The sequence below is a fragment of the Erythrobacter sp. genome (assembly GCF_039988855.1).
Lineage (GTDB): Bacteria > Pseudomonadota > Alphaproteobacteria > Sphingomonadales > Sphingomonadaceae > Erythrobacter.
In genome coordinates, this window is record NZ_JBDXIY010000019.1 from 44,992 (window position 1) to 66,674 (window position 21,683).

Annotated in this window: 9 protein-coding genes; 4 read left to right on the forward strand and 5 right to left on the reverse strand. The window is 54.9% G+C overall.

What is annotated here, in order from left to right:
• Positions 1-16 precede the first annotated feature (16 nt).
• Positions 17-10,996, forward strand: coding sequence for a hypothetical protein (locus ABJ205_RS12340; RefSeq protein WP_348160833.1), 10,980 nt, complete (start codon positions 17-19; stop codon positions 10,994-10,996).
• A 34-nt stretch (positions 10,997-11,030) separates the two neighbouring features.
• Here ABJ205_RS12340 and ABJ205_RS12345 read toward each other — a convergent pair whose 3' ends face one another.
• Positions 11,031-11,828 (reverse strand): SDR family oxidoreductase, encoded by a 798-nt coding sequence (locus ABJ205_RS12345; protein ID WP_348160832.1) that lies wholly within the window; start codon positions 11,826-11,828, stop codon positions 11,031-11,033.
• 381 nt (positions 11,829-12,209) lie between these two features.
• Between ABJ205_RS12345 and ABJ205_RS12350 the strand changes: the two genes are divergently transcribed.
• A complete protein-coding gene (locus tag ABJ205_RS12350) occupies positions 12,210-13,526 on the forward strand; it encodes a FecR domain-containing protein (RefSeq protein WP_348160831.1) in 1,317 nt (438 codons plus the stop codon).
• A gap of 7 nt (positions 13,527-13,533) precedes the next feature.
• Positions 13,534-15,723: a CHASE2 domain-containing protein gene (locus ABJ205_RS12355; protein ID WP_348160830.1), complete on the forward strand. Its 2,190-nt coding sequence runs from the start codon at positions 13,534-13,536 to the stop codon at positions 15,721-15,723.
• 12 nt (positions 15,724-15,735) lie between these two features.
• Here ABJ205_RS12355 and ABJ205_RS12360 read toward each other — a convergent pair whose 3' ends face one another.
• The 4 genes from ABJ205_RS12360 to ABJ205_RS12375 form a co-directional block, all read right to left on the reverse strand.
• Positions 15,736-16,257 (reverse strand): hypothetical protein, encoded by a 522-nt coding sequence (locus ABJ205_RS12360; RefSeq protein ID WP_348160829.1) that lies wholly within the window; start codon positions 16,255-16,257, stop codon positions 15,736-15,738.
• Between the two features lie 39 nt (positions 16,258-16,296).
• Positions 16,297-16,998, reverse strand: a complete 702-nt coding sequence (locus ABJ205_RS12365; RefSeq protein ID WP_348160828.1) for a response regulator transcription factor — start codon at positions 16,996-16,998, stop codon at positions 16,297-16,299.
• A gap of 272 nt (positions 16,999-17,270) precedes the next feature.
• The gene (locus ABJ205_RS12370; protein WP_348160827.1) at positions 17,271-17,456 is read right to left on the reverse strand and encodes a hypothetical protein; all 186 of its coding nucleotides are present in this window, start codon (positions 17,454-17,456) and stop codon (positions 17,271-17,273) included.
• 100 nt (positions 17,457-17,556) lie between these two features.
• Positions 17,557-18,189, reverse strand: coding sequence for an isochorismatase family protein (locus ABJ205_RS12375; RefSeq protein ID WP_348160826.1), 633 nt, complete (start codon positions 18,187-18,189; stop codon positions 17,557-17,559).
• 181 nt (positions 18,190-18,370) lie between these two features.
• On the opposite strand from ABJ205_RS12375, the gene ABJ205_RS12380 reads away from it, so the two are divergent.
• Positions 18,371-21,661: a glycosyl hydrolase gene (locus ABJ205_RS12380; RefSeq protein WP_348160825.1), complete on the forward strand. Its 3,291-nt coding sequence runs from the start codon at positions 18,371-18,373 to the stop codon at positions 21,659-21,661.
• Positions 21,662-21,683 lie beyond the last annotated feature (22 nt).

Here is a 21,683-nt window from a genome sequence, read left to right on the forward strand (position 1 = left end):
GTGGGAAGATAAAATCATGAATAACAGCAATCCGACTCAGCCCCAATTGCTCCAGCAGCGTCCATTGCGCCTGAAATGGATGCGCAGTGCCTCAATCCTTGCGGCGGCCTCAGCGATGATAGCAGGTGGTATGCCTGTATATGCTCAGGCGGGACCTGGAGTAGCGGCGCCAAATGCTGCTTCAATGGCGTCACGGCTGCCTCAAGGAGCATCAGAGCTTCGTGTACCAACTCCAACGCAGCTGCGCTCTCCGTCTCAGCCTCCCGTTCGCATTATCAATGCGCCGCGAGCTGATGTGCCAACAGTTAATGTGCCGACCGTCGATACGCGGGCGCTGCCAATGGCTAATGATGCGTCAAATGTGCCGTTCTTCAGGCAGAATGCGGTGGCGCCGCTGGCTCCTGCGCTCGTTTCGACGCCAACACCGCCAACGCCCCAGGCTGCGTCAAGCGGTAATGGGGCTTCAGTAAACGCCACCGCAGCCTTTGACGATACGCAGATCCGATTTACCCCTTCTGTGGCAGGCGACACCGTAGAAATCCTTGGTACATCTGCGATTGTTGATTGGACGACATTTGTGGCAGGCAACGGTGGTCCGGTCACCTTCCTTGATGCCGGGCAGAACCTATTGTTCACCTCGGCTGAAAATGACTTCACCGTCCTTAACCGGATAACGACGCCAGGCGTGGACGCGGCCGTCCGGATCGACGGAAATGTCACTTCTACCACCAATGGCAGCGCGGTGGTGGGCGGCAATGTGTGGTTCTCGAGCGCTGGTGGGCTCATCCTTGGGCCAACTGCATCGTTTAACATCGGCAGTCTGCTGCTGACTTCCAGTCAAGTTGATCCAAGTGATGTGGTTGCAGGTCCATCGTCAATCGATCTCCTCGGGGTTGCTGATCTGGGGTCGGCAATCGAAATTCAGAATGGGGCAACGATCAACGCGCTCAACAACAACTCTTATGTTGCGATGGTCGCCCCTCGGATTGTCCAAAACGGCACTGTAAACGTCAATGGTTCGGTCGCCTATGTCGCGGCTGAAGAAGCCACGTTGACCATTCAAAACAATCTATTCGACATCTCTGTCTTGGTTGGGAGCGAAGATGGAAATGGGATTGTTCACGGCGGAACGACAACAGGCCCTTCATCTGTTGCCGTCACGGACGAACAAGCGATTTACTTCGTCGCGGTGCCGAAGAATGATGCGCTCACCATGCTGCTTAGTGGTGATATCGGTTATGCAGCGGCTGGTTCGGCCGATGTTGTAAACGGCAATGTTATCCTCACTACAGGGGACCGCGTTGAAAGGCAGGATACGACGACTGTCATTGGTGGGACGCAGGTTCAAATATCGTCCAACACGGTGGATACTACCGTTGATGGCGGCCCAGCCGGGAGCATTGAACTTTCTAGCCTAAGCTTAAACTCCGACACGCAGGTTTTCGCTGAAGACACGGTTAGCTTAACCGCATCTTCCACCTTTGTTGACGGAGATCGTGATATCACGGTCGGCACGGCGGTGAACGAAGTTACCCTCGAGGTTGTCGGGGGCAGTGCGGTTGATATCTCTGTCAGCGAAGTTGCTCTAATCGATGTTAGCGGCTCACTTGCCGTGAGGGCGGGGGATGGTGCTGGCAATGGCGGTGATATCACCGTTGATGTCGATTTTGACGATACATTCAGCAGTCCTGACGGCGGCACTCTGACGGTTGGCGGTAATCTGACTTTGGATGCCAGTGGGCGCGGGTTCGATGACACCGGCAACACGCGAAACAATGGCGGCAATGGTATTGGCGCAGACGGTTTTGGCGGCGACGTCAGCGTGACCGTTGGGCAGTTTGCAGGGATTAATGTTGGCGGCTCGGTTGTGCTGGATTCATCGGCCAATGGCGGACGCGGTGATGTCCGGCAGGGTTCGGCGGTGGCAGGCAATGCTTCGTTCGCGGTCAATGAAGGCTTTGTTGATATCGGAGGTACCCTCACGATCAACGCCGGGGCACGTGAGGCGGGAACCGCTGTGCTCGTTGGGCAGGCGCTCGAAGGGGGCGATGCGACCGCTGGCAATGTGAACTTCACTTTGAACGGTGGCGGAGTTGATGCTGGCGCGATTGATATCTCCGCGAGCGCAACGGCCTCTAGTGGTTCGGATAATACGATCGCCCAATCTAACGATGCGTCCGCAGGTGCTGTATCTTTCGACATTACAGGCGGTGCCCATTTCTTCGGTTCGATCGACATCAGAGCATCGGCAGAAGCAGTGGCGTCGTTCGATGGGAGTGCACCAGATTCATTCATCGGTGATGCTGGACGCGGTCAGGTAGGTATCAACATTGGTAACGCGGACACTCTTGTTGATGTTGGTGGCTCGTTTGACATCGATGCCTCAGCCACTGGCAGTGTATCGGCCCCTGTCGGCGACACAGTCGCTCTTACAATCAGAGATTCGGGCTTTGGTTCAGTCTCTGGTCTGACGGTTGGTGGTCTACTTGGCATCAACGCCAATGCCCGAACCGGTGCGCGAGGGACGGTTACAGAAGCCGGAAGCGTTAGCATCACTGCCGACAATGGCACGCTGATCGCAGACAGTGTCTTTATTACTAGCGATGCATTTGTCTCCTTTTCCGCTGCAACTGCGCTCAATGGAACCGACTTCCAAGGTGGTAGGGTCAACATGACGGCCACAAATGGTGGGTCGATCTTCATCAGTGAGTTCAGTGAGATAAGCGCAAACGGAATAGGCCGGATCATTGAAAATGCTCCTGCCCCTGGTATCGGGCAGGGCGGCTCAATTATTGTCTTGGCGGACAATAGCGTTATTAATTTTGGTGATTCGCTTTTCTTAAACGCCAATGGTGTGGCTAACACTGGCGTGAATACAAGCGGAGGGACCGGCGCAGGGGCTGGCGGCACTGTCAATATCACTGTTCAAGGCGGTAATGGGGTTTTGGGCTTCGCTGATCTGTTCGCGGGAACAGACGGAACCTTTGCTTTTGATGGCGAGACCTTGGACAATTTCTTCGTCGGGAGCGGCAGCTCCGGGACCGGCGGTCTTACCCAATTCAACGTTCTTGGCGGAAGTCTAGACGCGCTGGACATCACGGTTTCGTCGGATGGCGAAGGGGGGCCTGGCGGAGTGAACCCTGGTGGCGCTGTCAATGTTGTCAACGGACTTCAGGATACAGGCGATGGCGGTGGCGGCGTCGGAGGCGAAGTTGTTTTCAATCTGGATGGCGGCAATGCGACGGTTGTCAATCTTGACGTCACGTCCAATGGTAGCGGAGGATTTGGAGCCAGCGGTGACATCTTTGATGACACAAACGGCGGCAATGGCGGCAATAGTACAGGCGGTTCTGCGACGTTCAATGCTGTCTCTGGTAATTTGACCGTAACTGATACCCTTACTGTGGAAGCCACTGGCAACACCGAGTTTGGCGGTATCAACATTGGTGGTGATGGCGGCAATGCCCGCGGTTCTATCGCTGGCGAAGGCGGAGATTCCATCGGCGGGTCCGCCGTATTTGATTTGGTCGGCACGGCCACGGTCAATGCAACCAATGTTATTGTCTCAACACAGGCGTTCGGCGGCGATGGAGGCGAAAGCCGTGCTGACACCAGCGGCAACCCCGATCAAGGTGGTGGCGATGGCGGCAATGCTATCGGAGGCACCGCGCTGTTCAATGATGTTTCTGGTAACCTTACCTTTGACTCGCTGGTGGTCGATGCAAGCGGACGCGGCGGCCTTGGCGGCGAAAGCAGCGGCGGATTTTCCGGCAATGCTACACAAGGAGAAGGCGGGCAGGGCGGAAGCGGCACAGGCGGCGACGCATTGGTATCACTCAATCAAGATGATGCCGTCGCCAAAACTTATTCAGTCCTTGCGTTAGGGATTGGCGCTACCGGAGGTGAGGGCGCATTCGCTGGTGCAGGCGGGCAAGGTGTGGGCGGCAGAGCCGAACTTGTCGTCAACGATGTGGTGGTTGTTTTTGACGTTCTTACCATTGATGCGTCGGCAAGCGGCGGATTGGCCGCGGATGTAACCGGCGATCAAGTCGCCGATGGTGCGGATGGCGGCGATGCTGAAGGCGGCGAAGCATTGCTGTTAGTTTCTGGCAGCAACGCAGACTTCCAAGCGGACTCGACCATTTCGATCATCGCGGGCGCTACGGGTGCGCAGGGCGGTCTTGGCTCGGTTAGCCTTGATGACATTAACCGGAGCGGCAATGGCGGCCGTGGCGGCGATGCGATCGGCGGTTCCGCAACTGTTGCAGTCGAAGACGATGCAATGGTTACGATTGATACGATTGATACGGTTGATTTCATTGTCAATTCGGACAGTGTTGGCGGCGCTGGTGGCAATGGTCAGGCCCATCTATTTGGCGGAACTCCAGGGGACGGGGGTGTTGGCGGTGATGCAACAGGCGGTGTGATCAGCATCGCAGCTGCCAATGGCGGTGAGGTCACAGTGGTCAACGCGTCCGGCCCGGTTGAACTGTCCAGTTCCGGTATAGGCGGATCTGGTGGAACAGGCGGCAATATTGATAGCGGGACTGGCGTTGGCCTAGGCGGTGCTGGCGGTGACGGCACGGGCGGTTCGCCGCGTTTGAGTGCGGTTGGCGGTACGATCAACATTGGTGATCTAACCCTGTTTGCAGCAGGTCTTGGCGGAAATGGCGGGGAGAGCGGTGTTGCTCTTAGCAATCCGCTGGACACCGTTGCACGCCAAGGCGGAAATGGCAGCGGCGGCACTCCGCGCATTGAGGCAATCGAAGGCAGTCCGGGCATTATCAACCTTGGCAATGTCACTATTGTTGCAAGCGGTAGCAGCGGGTTAGGTATCCAACCGAGCTTCGGTTTCGGCGGTCAGGTGACCATCAGTGACACGTCCATCGATCCAGCTGGATTGATTACCTTTGATAATCTCACAATTGATGCAAGCGGCACCAATGGGACCAATGCAGGCCTGATTTCGATCTCTTCCAATAGCGGCCCGATCACGGTCGCAGGCCGCCTTGATCTTGATGTCTTTGGCGACATTGAAATTGCTATGGCAGGCGATGGTCAATTGGTAGTCAACCCGAGCGCAGGTGCGCTCAATACAACCACTTTCGACGCATCAGGTGATATCACCATCGACCATCAAAATCCCTCAGCCGGGGTCAACACAATTGATGCGGGAACGAACTTTATTGCGACCTCGACCGGCGGGGCTTTCGATGCGTCTGACCTTGGCGATATCGTTGCGGGGACGAATGTTTCGATTACCGCGGCCGACATCGCTTACAATTCTATCACAACGCCGCGCGTGGTTAATCTGACAGCGACGGCGGGTTCGATCACGGGCTCTTCTGATGGGACGATCTCTGCATCCGATGTTCTGGATGCGATTGACCTTATTGCGGTTCAAGATGTGGCCTTTGGCACTTTGATTAGCAATGCAGGCAATATCGACATCGACGCAGGTGTCGGCGTGACCGGAGTGAGGGTTGATGCCGCGCAATTCGTCAACATAGACGCAGGCGGAACCGTCACAATCGACGAAATCGACAGCACCCGCTCTGCGATTGGCATTGTGACGGTCAATGCTGGCGCGATTGACATTGGCCAGGTTGACGCGGGTTTCATTACGACCCTGACAAGTATGATTGGCGATCTAAGCGTCGATGGATTGAACACGCCTGCAACCGCTGACCTTACATCAGCTGGGGCAATTGACTTGGGCACCGGAACTGTCGGCGAATTTACCGCTGATGCGGTAGGCGATGTCACAATTGGTAGCATCACCACGACTGGTAGTGCTGGAGATTTGCGCATTGCTGCTGGCGGAACAGCGAGTTTTGACAGTCTAGATTCCAACAGGTTGATCAATATCGATGCGACGGACATCGTTGGCGGCGATGCAGCTGCGGATGGTTCGATTGCGCTCGAAGCCGGATCAATCGATGTCGGCGATGTATCAACGCAGGGTTCTGCTAGTATCACATTGACCTCTACGTCAGAGGGCATTGCAACAGGTCAACTCAGCACAACCCAAGGCCTGATCTTAGTCAATTCAGCAACTGATGGGGACATTGGCGAGATTGCCGCATCGGCGAGTGCGTCTGTCACAACCGACACAGATCTCATTATCGGTGATGTGGATGCCGGTTCAAACGGTTCCATTAACGTCGGCGGCAATTTGACTGCTGGCAACCTGTTTGCGGGGACCATAAGCCCCGGCCTGAACGTGGATGTTGGCGGCGATGCCAACATCGAAAGCGCCACAACCAACGGTTTGCTTGACCTGGACATCGTCGGCGCGCTGAGCGGTGGTGATTTCATTGGCCAAGGCCCCGGCAGCATTGTGACTATCGATGCAGCATCGGTTGACGTTAGCCTTGTGCAATCGACCAACCAGAATGTGACGGTTGCCGCACCGGGCGCTGTCTCTATCGGTGACCTCGTCGCCAATTCCAGCTCCACCGTCACGGGCTCTTCGGTCAACCTCGACAACGGGACATTGGCCCAAGGTCTGGCGGTTACTTCGACATCAGGTGATATTACTGGCCTTGGTTCGATTACAGTTGCGAATACGGCCACTTTCGATGCGATCGGCAATATCGCTATCGGCACTCTTGAAGCGGGCGTGATCTCGCTCACCAGCGGGGCCGATTTGCGCTTCAATGGCTTGATCTCTCCAGCTGCGATTACCTTGTCTGCAGCGGGCGTCATTGGCGCAACTACGCCGGGCGAAGGCGATATTGATAGCGGTGGCAATGTCGACCTTACCGCGCAAGCCATCGACATGGGTGATATCACCAGCACCGGTGCAATTTCAGCAGATGCAAGCGTTGGTGATGCGAGCTTTGGCGCGCTTAACGCGGGCACCACGATCGACATCACTGCCCAAGGAAACCCTCTGCTTGAGAGCGTAACCAGCGGCGGCAATGTGACGCTTTCGGGTGCTTCGGTTGATCTTGACGGTGGCGATGTTGGCGGGAGCTTGACGCTTAACGCCTTGGCCGGTGACATAACGCTTGCGTTTGATGGCACCGATCAATTGGTCGTTGCTGCTGGGGCAACCTTCAATGCCATTGGCAGCATGTTTGTCACCCATACCAACAACACCGCCGACACCGTTTCTGTGGATGTTGGCTTTGGCACGCTTGTCGATATCGGCGGCTCATTCGTTTCAGAAGCGGGCTCCATTCTGGACAGCGGTATTGATCTGACGATGTTTGCCTCTGACAGCATAGAAGCGGCAGACCTGCGCGCGACTGAGGCTATCTTCCTGCAGGCAGGGGGCAATGTCACGCTCAACAATGCGAGCGTCACGGGTCCCCAAAGCGTCAGCAATCTCCGCGGGATCATTATCGAGGCAGGCTTCTTCGATTTTGGAGGCAGCGGCTTAGCTTTTGATAATAATGCCAATGCGACAATCACCGGCACTGTCACAAGCTATGACGATATCGACATCACCGCAGGCGGAAACGCCGTGTTTGCGGGCGGATCAAACACAGCAGCGGATAATGCGCTGATTGTGAATACTGGCGATGATATCATCGTTGAGGCAGGTGCAGTGCTGTCGAGCGCAAATGATCCGACTGACCCAATTACGCCCGCAGCGCCCTTCGAAGGCGGCCCTAATCTGGAGCTGATTGCAGGCGGGGAAACAAACTTACTTTCCATTCCGACAAGCCCGATTGCCTCGCTTGTTATTGACGGAACCCTTGACGCCAATGACGCATCGATCATCCTTGAAGGAAATGCGATCGAAGGGCTTGATAGCGATCTCATCGCTGGGTTTATCAAAGCGGACGTCCGTGATGCTCCGAACACTGGTTCAACGTTAGAAGACGATAACGGGTTACTAAGCGGGCCATGCCTAGAGGGGGTTATCTGCCTTGGGGACATGGATGCTGAGAACGTCATCGAAATCGGCATCGATAGCAACAATGACGCGATCCAGTTGTTCATTGAACAGGCCCAGATCAGCGCGACCGACATCTCGATCCAGACCCGCAATGACATTGTCATGGGCACCAATGGGATCGACACTGATCTTAACGCAACTGGCACTTTCTCCGCTGAAAGCACGACGGGTAATGTTGATCTTCGTGATGCGAGCATTGGCGCCGATCAGATTCTGATAACAGCAGCGGGCAGTGTTTTGGGTACTGGTGTCCTGACAAGTGGCAATGACATCGGGATCACGGTAGGCGATTCCATTATTGTCGGCGGTATCGATACAGGCGGCGAGCTTACCACTGTTGCGGACATTGGCGGTGGTTCCGGCTCTTTTGAGGTTCCTGGCAGCTTCATCGCCGGTTTCTTCAACCAAGGCGGCAGCAGCATCGATCTGTTCGCAGGCGGTAACATCAATATCGGCGAAGCATCTTCGCCCTCGGATGTCATTCTTACGGCCAATGGAGACGTATCGCTTGGTTTTGCAGGTGTCGGCGGTGCCATTTTGCTTGACGGTGCAAACATCGACTACGGCCTCCTTGATGGCAGCGATGTTTTTGTAAGCGGCTTTGGCGTGGTCAATGGTGGTGACGCGAGAGGTGGAAGCGTCGATATCGGCGGCGATCTGGTGAATGTCGGTGATATCGATGCAGGAACTGTGGCCTCGGTAAGCGGCGGGTCCATCGCAGTCCGCGATGTAACAGCGGACGAGATCGATCTCTCAAGTGGGTCTGACATTTTCTTTGATCGGCTCGATTCCACAAACTCGATCGACCTTGACGCGAGCAGCGGATCAATCGCATCGAATGGCGGCAGCGCGGATATCTTGAGTGACGGAGATGTGACTCTCAATGCAGTTGATATCGAAGTCGGTGATGTCACGTCTGGCGGCTTTGTATCAGCCAATGCGACAGGGGGTGATGCAAGCTTTGGCTTGGTTGATGCCCAGACCGATATCACAATCGATGCAGCAGGTGCGCCAACCTTGGCCGGTGCGATTAGCGGGCAGGACACATCGATCACCGGCAGTTTGGTTGCCATTGATCTGATTGATGCGGGCGGAAATGTGGATGTGACCGCGACAAGTGGCGGCGTGAGCATTGTTAACACTCTCGCTGGCGGCAACATTACGATCTCTTCGGCAGGCGACATCGATGTCGACCATGCCGAAGCTGACGGCAACTTTACCGCTACGGGCAGCAGCACGATTAGAACCGGCCTCAATTCGATTATTACGGGCGGCGACATTGTTATTGATGTCGCTGATGCGGCCGACCTCGGGAACTCAAGTGCGGGCGGACTTGTTGATGTGTCCGCACTCTCGATCGAGTTTGTTTCTGTTGTGGCGGGTACTACGGTCGACATGATCGCCGACACCTTTGTTCAAGGTACCACGCTTACAGCCGGCGACACCGTTGATGTGGTTTCTGGCACTGCTGGCGGAACAGGGGGGGGCTCAGGTGGACCTGTTGCGATAGGCGGTAACGGAGAAATCGATTTTGGCACTCTTACAGCCATAGAAGCCAACCTGCTTGCCATTGGTGGGCCTGTTACGGTTGCAGATGCCATTATCGATGATCTGTTGACGGCTGAGGGAACCGCGATTGATATCACTTCTAGCACGAGCCTTACAGTGGAGGCGCTCGCGAATGATGGTGATGTGTTTGTTTCTGCCCAGGACATTCTTGAGGCTGTGCTGGCCAACGCGACAAACGACGTAACCCTTGAAAGCGTGAGCAGCGACCTTGTCGTCAACGATGCGCAAGGATCAAACGTGACCCTTATCGCCGCCAATACTGTCCAAATCGCTGGTATCGCTGATGCTGGGACCTTCTTGGATATCGCGGCAGGCGGCACCTTTGATGCGGCCAATGGCTCTGCGTTCGCAGAAGCGATCAATGTGCTTTCTGGGGATGTGGTGCTTGGCAATGATAGCATCATCGGTGACGCATCGCGCACCTTCTCGATCGACTTCCAAGCCTTTGGATCGATGGTGATTGGCGGTGTAAATGACGTTATCAACCCGTATCAGATCGACAATACCGAATTGACTAGAATTTCATCGGGTGGAAGTCTGAACTTCACTGCCTTCCCTGACGTAAGCGGGCTTGCGGCGCTCATTACATTGGATCAGTTGGACGTGACTGCAGGCGATGGTTCGGGAAGCTTTAACCAGAACTTTGGCCAGTCGACCACGCTTGGCTTTACGGCAGCGGGTGATATCGAAGTGCTCGGCAATCTGAGTGTTTCAGGCGCCCTTGTAGATACGGCGGTTTCCTTCGATGCGGCCAACCGTGTTCGAATCGATACGGCCAATGGCGGTATCTTCATATTGAATGCCAACGGCGCTCCGACGGGCGATCTATCTGTGGTTGCGTCCGACTTTATCGCTGTAACGGATCAAGCCCTTATCGATATTAGCGGCATCAGCCTTGCTGAGATTGATCTGCGCCTCGGGGACAGTGATGGCGTCGATCGCCCAGAAGGGATCATTCGCGCTGATGCTTTGGCCATTCAAACAACAGGTAGCGACGTTTTTGTCCAAAATACGGCGCTAGGCACCGCTTTTGATGACCGCCGCGGCATTGAGGTGAACTCGCTTTCGATCTCGAATGGTGGGACGACAGACCAACCGATTGTGATCAACGGCGTCGTTTCAGGCGAAACCGGCATTGAAGCAATTGCGGTGACAAACATTAGCAGCACACCTGCCGCGGCCTCGACGATCAATGGCTGTTTGATTGCTGATCCTGCATTGTGTGCGACGGGCACCACTCCGCCCACATCCCCTCCTACGACACCGCCAACGACGCCTCCGACCTCAGGTCAAGAGCCGAACTCGGAGATCGAGACGCGTGATCTTATTGAAGATGGTCTTGTACCGCCTGAGGTGCAGCCGGAAGGACTGCTTCAAGGTGGACTTATTGATCTTACTCCGGATGCGAGTTTTGGCGATGATCCGCTAATCGACGATCCCGTCACTGGTGCCGGAAATGAGGATTTCTGGGTTGGTGAAGAAGAAGAATGCGCAGATGGCGAAGGTTGCAGCACTTAAGGTTGCTGCGCCCGCCACCACAAAGCTCTCTCTATCATCGTGGTGGCGGGTTGAGGCAATCGGTGCTCGCATCGCCAGTGTAAAGCCCGCCATCGACATAGACGACCTGACCGCTCACATAACGCGCCGCGTCCGAGCTAAGGAATTTGGCCATGTCAGCGATTTCGTCGACTGTTCCTAGGCGCTTAGACGGAATTCGGCTAATCGCGTCATCGAATTTTTCGGGGTCTTTGTTCAAGAATTGGATGCCCACCGTGTCGGCGATACCGCCCGGTGAAATGATGTTTGCGCGCACTCCTGCGGGGCCCCACTCCACGGCGCACACTTTGGTCAATTGGTTGACCCCAGCCTTTGCGGCGCAGGCATGAGCCTGCATCGCGCTCGCCCGGTCAGCTTGGCCTGCGGAGATGGCGATCAAAGATGCTCCAGGTTTGGTGAGGTACGGAAAGCTGGCGCGAAATGCATTGAACGTCCCGAATAAATCGATGTCGACTACGGTGCGAAAGGCGTTGGGCGACATGCCCAAGAGAGGTGCATAAAAATTGCCTGCAGCGCCGGCGACAAGCACATCAATTGTCCCATAAGCCTCTGCAACTTTGGCAAGCGCAGCTTCGACCGCGTCATAGTCGCGAACATCGCACGAAAAGCCCATTGCATCGCCGTAACCTGTGCACTCCGCCTTGATATCGCTTTGCGCATTGGCGGCCCGTTCCGGATCGCGGCCGATAACCGCAACCTTCGCCCCTTCGCGGGCAAAGCCTTTGGCGATGCCAAGGTTTATCCCGCTTGTCCCGCCCGTGATAAATACGGTTTTGCCTGCATGTTCACTCATCGCTTGATCCTTTTTTGGGCCTCTGGCTCGATCGGGCTGCGCCGCCGAACGGTCAGCCAACTTAGCATAAGGTCATCTTGCAGCCTTGGGTAATTCAACTTTTGGTGCAGACTTCGACATTGTTCGATAGCTTCCTCGAAATTCGGACTGGATGTGAGAGTGGGCCCAAATTGCATCAAATAGCCGACATCAATCCGGCCTCAGCCCAGGAATCAGCATGAAATAGCTCCCAATTCCCCCCGATCAAACGCTGGACTGTTCGCAAAAGTTTGTAAAAAGGCGGCAGTTTGGCTCGCAACCCTTTTGGTGTCTGCCGTGTAATGCGCTAAAGGTAGGTCCCCGATAATCTAAAAGATTGCGAGCAGGCCCATGGCGCTTCGGATGTTTAAAAAAATGCTTGGCACATCAATTGTGACCGCATTCGTGGCAGTCGCAGGATTGGTGGCTCCGGCAGCGGCGCAGGAAGATGATGCGATTCAGTACCGGATGAAGGCGGGCGATACCCTCTATGCGCTTGCGAATGATTACTTTGTCTCGGAGGGGGCGGCGTTAGAGGTTCAACGACTCAACCGTATTCGAAACGCACGAAGAATCCCCGTTGGCGCTCAAATCAAAGTGCCACGGTCATTGCTCAGATGGGATCCTGTGACCTTGCAGATTGCAGCTTTTGCCGGGAGCGTAAGTATTGAGAGCGGCGGAACGCGTCAAACGCCGCGTGCGGGTCAGGCAATCGCCAGAAATACAATTGTTTCAACTGGCGCTCAGTCGTTCATTTCTCTTCAGGGAGAGGGGCGTACGGCGCTTTCGCTTCCTTCAAATTCGCGGGTGCATATCCGGCGTGCACGGAGGTATCGAATTGATAATTCGCTCGATGTCGACCTTCGCGTTTTGCGAGGTCGCGGAGAAATAACAGCCCCAAAATTGGAGGAAGGCGAGCGTTTTAGAACCGGGACGCCTCTTGCGGTTACGGCTGTGCGGGGTACGCAATTTCGCGTCGGTTACGACGAAGAAAGATCGCTCGCACTTACTGAAGTGACCGAAGGTCTCGTCGAAATTTCTGCTGGTGGTGCTGCGGTTTCAGCGCCGGAAGGCGCCGGCGTTGCGAGCAATTTGGGAGGCCTTGGCCGGCCTGAGGATTTGCTCAGGGCCCCTGAGATTTCTGATCGAAGTGCGACTCAAACAAAAGAGTCCGTGAGTTTCGACGTCACACCCTTGGACGGTGCGGTGGCCTATCGCACCCAAATCGCGAGCGATATAACGTTCACCGATGTTATTGATGAACTGATCTCCTCAGATATCGCGATTGAGTTTTCAGGCATTGAAGACGGACGTTTTTCAGTCAGGACGCGCGCGATTGCGCAAAGTGGTCTTGAAGGCTTTTGGCAAAGCGAAGATGCATCGTTCCGGCGCAAGCGTGTAGGAACCTCTGCTGGTGCAGAACCGGCGCCATTCGCAGATGCCTATAAGTTTGCTTGGGTCCCGGTAGGATCGGGCCCGTCGTACACAGCCTTCCAAATGTGGCCCAAAGGTGTGCCAGAAGCCTTGATCGTTGATGAAGTCGGACTTGAGATTTCCGGCCTTTATGTCAGCGATGTGGAGCCTGGTGTCTACACATGGCGCGTTGCAACATGGGTGATTGATGAAGGCGAAGTGATCAAGGTGTGGAGTGAGCCACGCGATCTGACGGTTAGCGAATAGGACCATTTTGTTTGGCGGGACAAAACTGCTTAAGTCGAGGCTTACTGCTGAATGGGTGATCCTGTTTCTAGCGATGCTTGCGCTTCTTGTGGCTGGGCACCAGCGCGGATGGACAGAGCGGTTTGACCTATTTCTTTTGGACCTTGAAGGGCAAGCCAACGCCCCTGCAACCGACCCTTCGATAATACTCCTGAAGATCGATGATCGCGCGCTTGAAGAGTTGGGGGCATGGCCTTGGGACCGCGCGGTTCATGCAGAGCTCATCGAGCGGATTAACTCGTTTGGCCCGCGCGTGATTGCTTACGATGTGTTGTTTGTTGAACCTAGCAATGAAAAAAGCGACGTGGCGCTTGGACAAGCTTTAGCGGCCAGTGGCAAGGTAACATTGCCTCATTCCTTTACCAGCAAGCTGAATACCTTCGATGGTCAGGCGCCATTCTATCCAATCGCGCTGTTTCGCGGGAGTGCGGCGGATATCGGCCATGTTGCGCTCTCGCCCGAAGAGGACGGAGTGGCCCGGCAATTTGACCTGTCATTCAACATTGAAGGTGAACGGTTCCCCCATTTGATGGTTTCGAGCTTAGCTCTTGATGGGGCAAGCCCTTGGTCGGATGACATGCTCCCCGATTCAGCTTTCGTGCGTTATGGCGCCCGAGGTGAATTTCGCGAAGCATCGGCGGCCACAGTCTTGGACGGGAGCGCCGTTCCAGAATATTTTAAGGACGCCATCGTCCTTGTCGGAGCAACTTCGCAAGGGCTGGGTGATCGATATTCAGTTCCTTCTTACGCCGGGGGCATTCTGCCCGGATTGGAAATGCAGGGCGCGTTCGCCAATGCAATACTCACTGACAATTTGATCCAACGTTCGCCTGCCGCGTGGACGCTGGCCGTGCAGATATTCGCAATTGTCCTTTTGTTCGCTGGCTTTTGGCGGTTGTCACCGCGCTCGGCCTTGATCGCGGCCATTGGCCTTATTGCGGGGCTCTTTGGAGTCTTCTTCGCCACATTAATGGTGTTGAATATCTGGATTCCCGTAGGCGGCGCTTTGCTAGCCATTGTGATCTCTTACCCATTGTGGGGATGGCGCAGGCTCGCCTCGGTAAGCCGGTTTCTCGAAAGCGAAGCGGCTGAACTCAGAGGCCTTGCCAGCCTTCCCATTTCCGAGCGATCAGAGGGTTTTGATGTGGTGGCACAACAAGTCACTTTGCTCAAACGGTTGACGAAAGGGGTATCTGGCAACCTCACCCTTATTCAGGATGTTATCAATGCCTCGCCTGATGCAATGTTAGTGACCGATGGTAGGGGTGCGATTTCGATGGGGAACTTTGCCGCACAGGATCTGTTTGGACCCATAAGCCAGATACAGGGATTCCAGCTCAATGAGTTGCTTTATGAATCCGAAGGGCAATTCAATGATAAGCGCGACGAGCTTAGCCTTGGAGATGGACGCACATTCTGGTTAGTCGCAGCAGATCTGGATGCCGATGTGGGCTCGCAAGTGCTTTCATTGCGCGAGGTGACACAGATCAAAGAGGCGGATCGCCATCGGCGCGAAACACTGGAATTTCTGTCGCATGATATGCGCTCGCCCCAAGTCGCGATCATCAGCCTTGCGCAGCAGCAGGACGCGGTTCTGGAGGCGTCAGATCGTTTTGGCCGGATAGAAGACCAGGCTCGCCGCACACTGAAGCTGACCGAAGATTTCGTCCAGATTGCGCGCATTTCTAATGAAGGATTAGAGCGCGAAGAGACCGAGATGAATTCGGTGCTGCAAGAGGCCGCAGATCGAGCGTTCCCATTAGCGCATAAGAAACGAAGCAAAGTGGCGTTTGAACCTGGCGAGGAACCGTTCTTTGCGCGGGTTGATCCTTTTGCCGTAGCAAGGATGCTGGACAATTTGATCAGTAATGCAGTCAAATTCTCGCCTGATAATTCGCAAGTCACACTTGGCCTTAGCACGGGGGCAAACGGGCGCATTGTTAAGTTGACCGTCACTGATCAGGGACCAGGTCTTTCACCAGAACGCCGTGCCGATCCTTTTGCGCGCTTCGGTGCACGTGATGCGAGTGCAGGGCCCAGTTCAGGCTTGGGTCTCGCTTATGTAAAACAGGTGGTTGACCTTCACGATGGCGAAATTGCGATTGAAACCGTGCCAGCTGGCGGCACCAAATTTGTGATCAGCCTTGCCAGCATGTGAGTTGATGAAAGCTCAATTGGCTAAGGCACGGTCGACCAACAATCCAGCCAGTTGGTCAAGCTGCGACAAATCATCAGGACAAGCCAAAAACTCACCAGACGACTTGGCCTGCACTGCTCCGCTGGAGCGGGCATAGATGACCAAACTAGCGCTCACCCTGGCAGGTTTGCATTTATGATACCAATGACTGCGAAAATTGGGTTTGTTTGGCTGAGTTGCTGTTTCGCTATCTGACACAGCTTGTAGGCCAACATCAGCCTTGCGCTGAGAAACAGCAAAGTCCGCAACAAAGTCTGCATTTGGCGCGAACGAAATACCACGCTCGGCAAACTTCCCGGTCAGTTCTTCATGGAAGCGACCTCTAAGGCTCGCCGCGCTGCTCTCGTTCAGCAACTGGATTTCAGCGATCGGTTGCGTACTGCTCCGCGCCGATGTGACAATCGCAGGGGTTGAAACCGCGCAAGCAGACGCAAAAAGTGCTGCCAGCAGAGCAGGTGTCATATGCATGATGGGGGCTTTTCCCTGTTTCATCATTGCGCTGCGTCTCCCTGTGCTATTACCGCATGGTTGCGATCACTCAGGTAGCGCTTCTACCTCAAAATGATCCATCCGGTAACCAAAACCAAAAACGGTTCTAATAACAAGCCCAGATTCAGGGGTAAGGCCCAGTTTTGAACGGAGGCGTGATATATGCATGTCGATGGTGCGAGTTTCGACATCGATATTGCCACCCCAGACGCGTGAGAACAAATAGCTACGCGACAATGGGCGATCGATATTCTCGAACAAAAGAACCGCCAGATCATATTCTTTCGCGGTGAGGGTAACTGCTTCACCATCGCGCGAGATGTTGCGTGCGTGGTGATTGACGACAAACGGACCAAACTCCGCTGTATCCCGGATCTCTTTGACAGCAGTGCGCTTGGCAGCAGCTTCGATACGGGCCTTGATTACCTCTTCGCTCTCGGGCTTTACGATATAATCAACCGCACCTGCCTCTAGCCCAGCGACAATGTCACTTTTGTCCTGTCGGCTGGTAAGCAAGATAACGGGTGGGGGAAACTCTATGTTTTCGGCTGCCCATTCGAGCACCTCAAATCCGGTGCGGCCCGGCATGTTCCAGTCCAACAAAACGACATCATAGGTGTCGCGCTGCAACGCCTTTTGAACATCCAGCCCATTGGTGAATTCATCGACAATATGGCCCGCTTTTTGGACCATGGCCGAAACCTGATCGCGGATGTCCCGGTCGTCGTCTGCGAGCGCTATGCGCATCTTCGAGTGCTCCTAAATCTCAAATGTAACATGAACAGCCTGTTACATTTGATCGCCAATGAATCCAGCCTTTGCGGCTGTTTGAGAGGTAGAAATTACATGTTTTTACCCGCGTGGGCATTTCTTGGGTGAGGCAAGCTTTCATCCCAAAAAGAGTGAGGCGAGCCCCGGGGGGTTAGGATGGGGCCCGCCTCAAACGATTGACTTAGCCTTTGAATACGCTGCACCCGAAGTGCCTAGTCAAACGTCAGTAATTACGTTTTTTGAGTCGTTCAATTTGCAGGGCTTGTCGACACTTCGAGCTTTTGTGCTTCGACGGAGGTCGCTTCGCTGCCCGTGCTCATCGCGGCGAAGTATATTGCCAAAAGGAATGATGCGAGGACTGAAAACCCACCAATTCCGATCGCAAGCCAAAGTGTACTTGCGTCTGGTGCTTGGTCGTTGGCCCTGTGCTCCATCCTTGCATATCCCCCATTCGCGACTCTTATCCGCGCTTAGTAGGAACTTATTCCTTCCAGCACCCGTAAACACTTGCAAATTGTGGAGGGTCAATGAGGCTTAGCGTTTGGCGAGGCCCGCAAGATGCGCGATAATTTCATCCTCAGATACAACGTCTGCATATTTGGCCTGCATGTCGAAGAGATTGGCTTCATGCGGGTCTTCGTGCCTGTCACCGCACGCGTCGCGCACAACAGTCGTAATGAAACCGTGGCTCATTGAATCGACGCATGATGCGCGAATGCATCCGCTGGTTGTGAGGCCGGTCAGTATGACATTGTCCACGCCAAGGCTGGTCAGCGTTGAGGCAAGAGAAGTTCCAAAAAACGCGCTTGGATATTGCTTTGAAACAATCAACTCGTCTTCTGTTGGCTCTAATCCCTTGGGCCAATCCCCCATTGGACTGCCTTCGAGGAAATAGCGCAATGGAGTCGCCTTTTCGAAAAAGCGGCCACCGTTGATTGCTTTAGGGTGATAGACGACGTTTGTGAGAATGACGGGAATGTCGGCCTCATGCGCGGATTTGCGCACTCTAAGGGCCGAAGCGAGCGTTTCGTCGACATCGGCAAAAAGATCGCAGGAGGGATCAAAATACCCTTGGACGAAATCTATCAAAATTAAAGCTGGTGATTTGCCGAAGCCGGCCTTGCCAGCATATGCTTTCGCGTAATTTTGACCCAATCCATCCGTCATGTGCGTGCCTTTATTGTCCCAGTTTGTTCGATCAACCAGCGGGAGCCTATGGTCAAGCGCGAAGCATCGAATGAGCGGATTAATCGAAAACCTCCGCGCACGAATTGTAACGCGTTGCGAAGTTTCGTTTCTCGGCTAAGGTCTCTTTTTAGAGAGTCGTAAAAGGGGAAGGCTTTAAGCCATGAGACATCTTTTCCAATCTGCCGTCCGTGCGATCGCATTGATCTCATTGCTAATGGGCGTTGGCTTTAGCGTACCAACCGCTGCGCAAGATGATGAAAGCAGTGCTCTTTCTTCGCTTCCCTTGCGGTTGATCGGCCCGTCCTATGTTTCAGGGCGCATTTCTGATTTTGCTTTCTTCAAAGGCGGTTCGCACCACTACATCGTAGCTACCGCTTCGAGTGGCCTATGGATGACCAAAGATGCAGGCACGACTTGGACGCCGATTTTTGATCGCGAGGGTTCATACTCAATCGGTGTTGTAGAAATTGCGCCTTCGGATGAGAACACGATCTGGGTCGGCACAGGCGAGAACAATGCTCAACGTTCGGTTGCGTTTGGCGACGGCGTTTATAAATCCACCGATGGCGGCAAGTCTTGGAGGAATATGGGGCTCAAAGAATCAGGTCACATTGGCCAGATTTGGATCAACCCTGAGGACTCCAACCACGTTCTTGTCGCAGCCCAAGGTCCGCTTTGGTCCGAAGGTGGCGATCGCGGGCTTTATAAGACCACCGATGGCGGGGAGAACTGGGAGCTTATCCTCGAGCTAGATGAGCACACCGGCATCAATGAATTTGTAGTACACCCTGACAATCCCGACTTGATCACCGCTTCCTCCTATCAACGCCGCCGGCATGTTTGGGTGTTGATTAATGGCGGTCCGGGTTCTGGTATCCATCGGTCGAACGATGGCGGCGATACTTGGAACAAGGTTTCTGCAGGTCTTCCGGGTAAGGACGATGTGGGCCGGATTGGCCTTGCCATGGCTCCTTCTGCGCCCAACACGCTCTATGCGATAATCGAAGCTCAGGACGATGAAAAAGGTGTCTATCGTTCGACCGACTTTGGCCAGAATTGGACCAAGCGTTCAGGCCACATCACGAGCAGTCCGCAATACTATAACGAGATTGTCGTTGATCCTAAGGACCCCAATGTCCTTTATTCGCTCGATACGTTTTCAAAGCGTTCGACCGATGGCGGCAAGACGTTCAGCAACCTTAGCAATGCGACGCGTCACGTTGACGATCATGCGCTTTGGATTGATGAAGGCAACACGAGCCACATGATCATGGGCGGCGATGGCGGCGTTTATGAAAGCTGGGATGGCGGTCAGAAATGGCGCCACTTCCAGAACCTGCCCATTGTGCAGTTCTACCGCATTCAACCCGACAATGCCGCACCGTTTTACAATGTGTGTGGCGGCACGCAGGACAATAACTCGCTGTGTGGTCCATCGCGCACCACGGTTGTTCACGGCATCACCAATTCCGACTGGCACATCGTGCTCGGCGGGGACGGATATAAGCCGCAAATCGACCCGCGTGATCATAACCTTGTTTATACGCAGTACCAATATGGCGGGCTTGCTCGTTATGACCGACGCACTCAAGAACGGGTGTTCCTCGCCCCGCAACCAGAGCCCGGCGAGCCAGCGTATAAATGGAACTGGAACACGCCTTTGCTGATCAGCCCGCACAATCCCGATCGGATTTACTATGCGGCTGAATACCTCTTTGCTTCCAACGACCAAGGCAATTCGTGGGAGAAGATCAGCCCTGATCTCACCCGTCAGATTGACCGCAATGCTCTGGAAGTCATGGGCCGTGTGTGGAGTGTCGATGCGATTGCAAAGAACGCCTCAACGTCAATCTACGGCGCGGCGATTGCTTTGTCTGAAAGCTCGCTGGTCGAGGGACTTATCTATGTCGGCACTGACGATGGCGTGATCTCGGTGACGGAAAACAACGGCAGCGATTGGCGCAGGCTCTTGAGTGTTCGAGGCGTGCCAGAGATGACTTTAGTTGAGGACATCATCGCCTCAAACCACGATTCCAATGTCGCATATGCGGTGTTCGACAACCACAAGCGCGGTGATGATAAGCCTTACGTTTATCGCTCGAGCGACCGGGGCCAGACTTGGACGTCGATTGCAGGCAATCTGCCGGGCAAAGGCTCTGTCCACACCATCGCCGAAGATCATGTTGATCCGAACCTGCTGTTTGCAGGCACGGAATTTGGCTTGTTCTATTCGCAAAATGGCGGTGGGAGCTGGCAGCAGCTCAAAGCCAATTTCCCGACCATCGACGTTCGGGATATCGAAATCCAGAAGCGTGAAAACGACCTCGTCGTGGGCACCTTTGGACGCGGTGTCTATGTGCTTGATGACTATTCGGCATTGCGCACAAGCGCATCAAGCGTTGCGTCGAACGAAGCCACGCTGTTCGAAGTGCGTGATCCTTGGATGTATATCGAAGGCGACCTTTGGGGCACTTATGGCGGCGCTCAGGCGTCGAACGGCGACAACTTCTGGTTCGCTGAGAACCCGCCCTATGGCGCGGTCTTCACCTACACGCTTCGCGATGGACTTGAGACACGCGCTCAGAGCCGCCGCAAGGCAGAACGTGAGATCGAGAAGACGGGCGGGGATACGCCGTACCCATCGTGGGAAACCCTTCGCCAAGAAGACCGCGAGGATGAACCAGCTATCATCTTTACAATCACAGATAGCGAAGGCCAGATCGTGCGCCGTATGACAGGGCCGAAATCCAAAGGCCTTCACCGGGTTGCATGGGACCTTCGCTATCCTGCGCCGGGCCCTGCGCGCTTGTCGGCTGGCGAAGTCAGCATCTTTGGCAGCCCGCCAACAGGGCCGCTTGTGGTGCCGGGCCAGTACACAGTCCAAATGGGCAAGCGCATCAACGGCGTGGTCACACCTTTGGGAAGCCCGCAAAGCTTCACTTTGAAGCCGCTTGAAAACTCACCAGAGCTTGCCATTGATCGGGCCGCTGTCCTTGCCTTCCAGCAAGAGACCGCCGACCTGTCACGCGCAGTATCGGGTGCAGGCGCTGCCTCGCGTGAACTGTGGGGTCGCGTCGCTCACCTGAAAGTTGCAGTAGAGGCTCTTACCCAGCCCAATGAAGCACAGCGCACCACGATCCAGCAGATCGAGATCATCCTCGATCAATCGGACATGGCGCTGTTTGGTGACCGTTCGGTTGCCAGCCGGAACGAGCCTGTGCCGTTCTCCATTGCTCAGCGCGTGGGCCAGATCGAAGGCTGGGGTTGGAACCACCAATCGCCAGTCACCGGCTCTGATAAAAGAGCGCTCCAAATCGCGAAAAACGACTTTGCAGGCGTCCTTGCCCAGCTTCGCGATGCCGAGCTGCGGGTTGAGGCGCTTGAGAGCGAACTGGCTAGCCTTGGCGCGCCGTACACGCCGGGCAGCGGGGTTCCCAGCTACCCGCAATAAGCCGGGCACAACAATCCGGGTA

What these genes read in the sequence shown, in the direction of transcription:
- ABJ205_RS12340 (WP_348160833.1), top strand. Translation starts at nt 17, where the DNA reads ATGAATAACAGCAATCCGACTCAGCCCCAATTGCTCCAGCAGCGTCCA.
- ABJ205_RS12345 (WP_348160832.1), bottom strand. Translation starts at nt 11,828, where the DNA reads ATGAGTGAACATGCAGGCAAAACCGTATTTATCACGGGCGGGACAAGC.
- ABJ205_RS12350 (WP_348160831.1), top strand. Translation starts at nt 12,210, where the DNA reads ATGTTTAAAAAAATGCTTGGCACATCAATTGTGACCGCATTCGTGGCA.
- ABJ205_RS12360 (WP_348160829.1), bottom strand. Translation starts at nt 16,257, where the DNA reads ATGATGAAACAGGGAAAAGCCCCCATCATGCATATGACACCTGCTCTG.
- ABJ205_RS12365 (WP_348160828.1), bottom strand. Translation starts at nt 16,998, where the DNA reads ATGCGCATAGCGCTCGCAGACGACGACCGGGACATCCGCGATCAGGTT.
- ABJ205_RS12370 (WP_348160827.1), bottom strand. Translation starts at nt 17,456, where the DNA reads ATGGAGCACAGGGCCAACGACCAAGCACCAGACGCAAGTACACTTTGG.
- ABJ205_RS12375 (WP_348160826.1), bottom strand. Translation starts at nt 18,189, where the DNA reads ATGACGGATGGATTGGGTCAAAATTACGCGAAAGCATATGCTGGCAAG.
- ABJ205_RS12380 (WP_348160825.1), top strand. Translation starts at nt 18,371, where the DNA reads ATGAGACATCTTTTCCAATCTGCCGTCCGTGCGATCGCATTGATCTCA.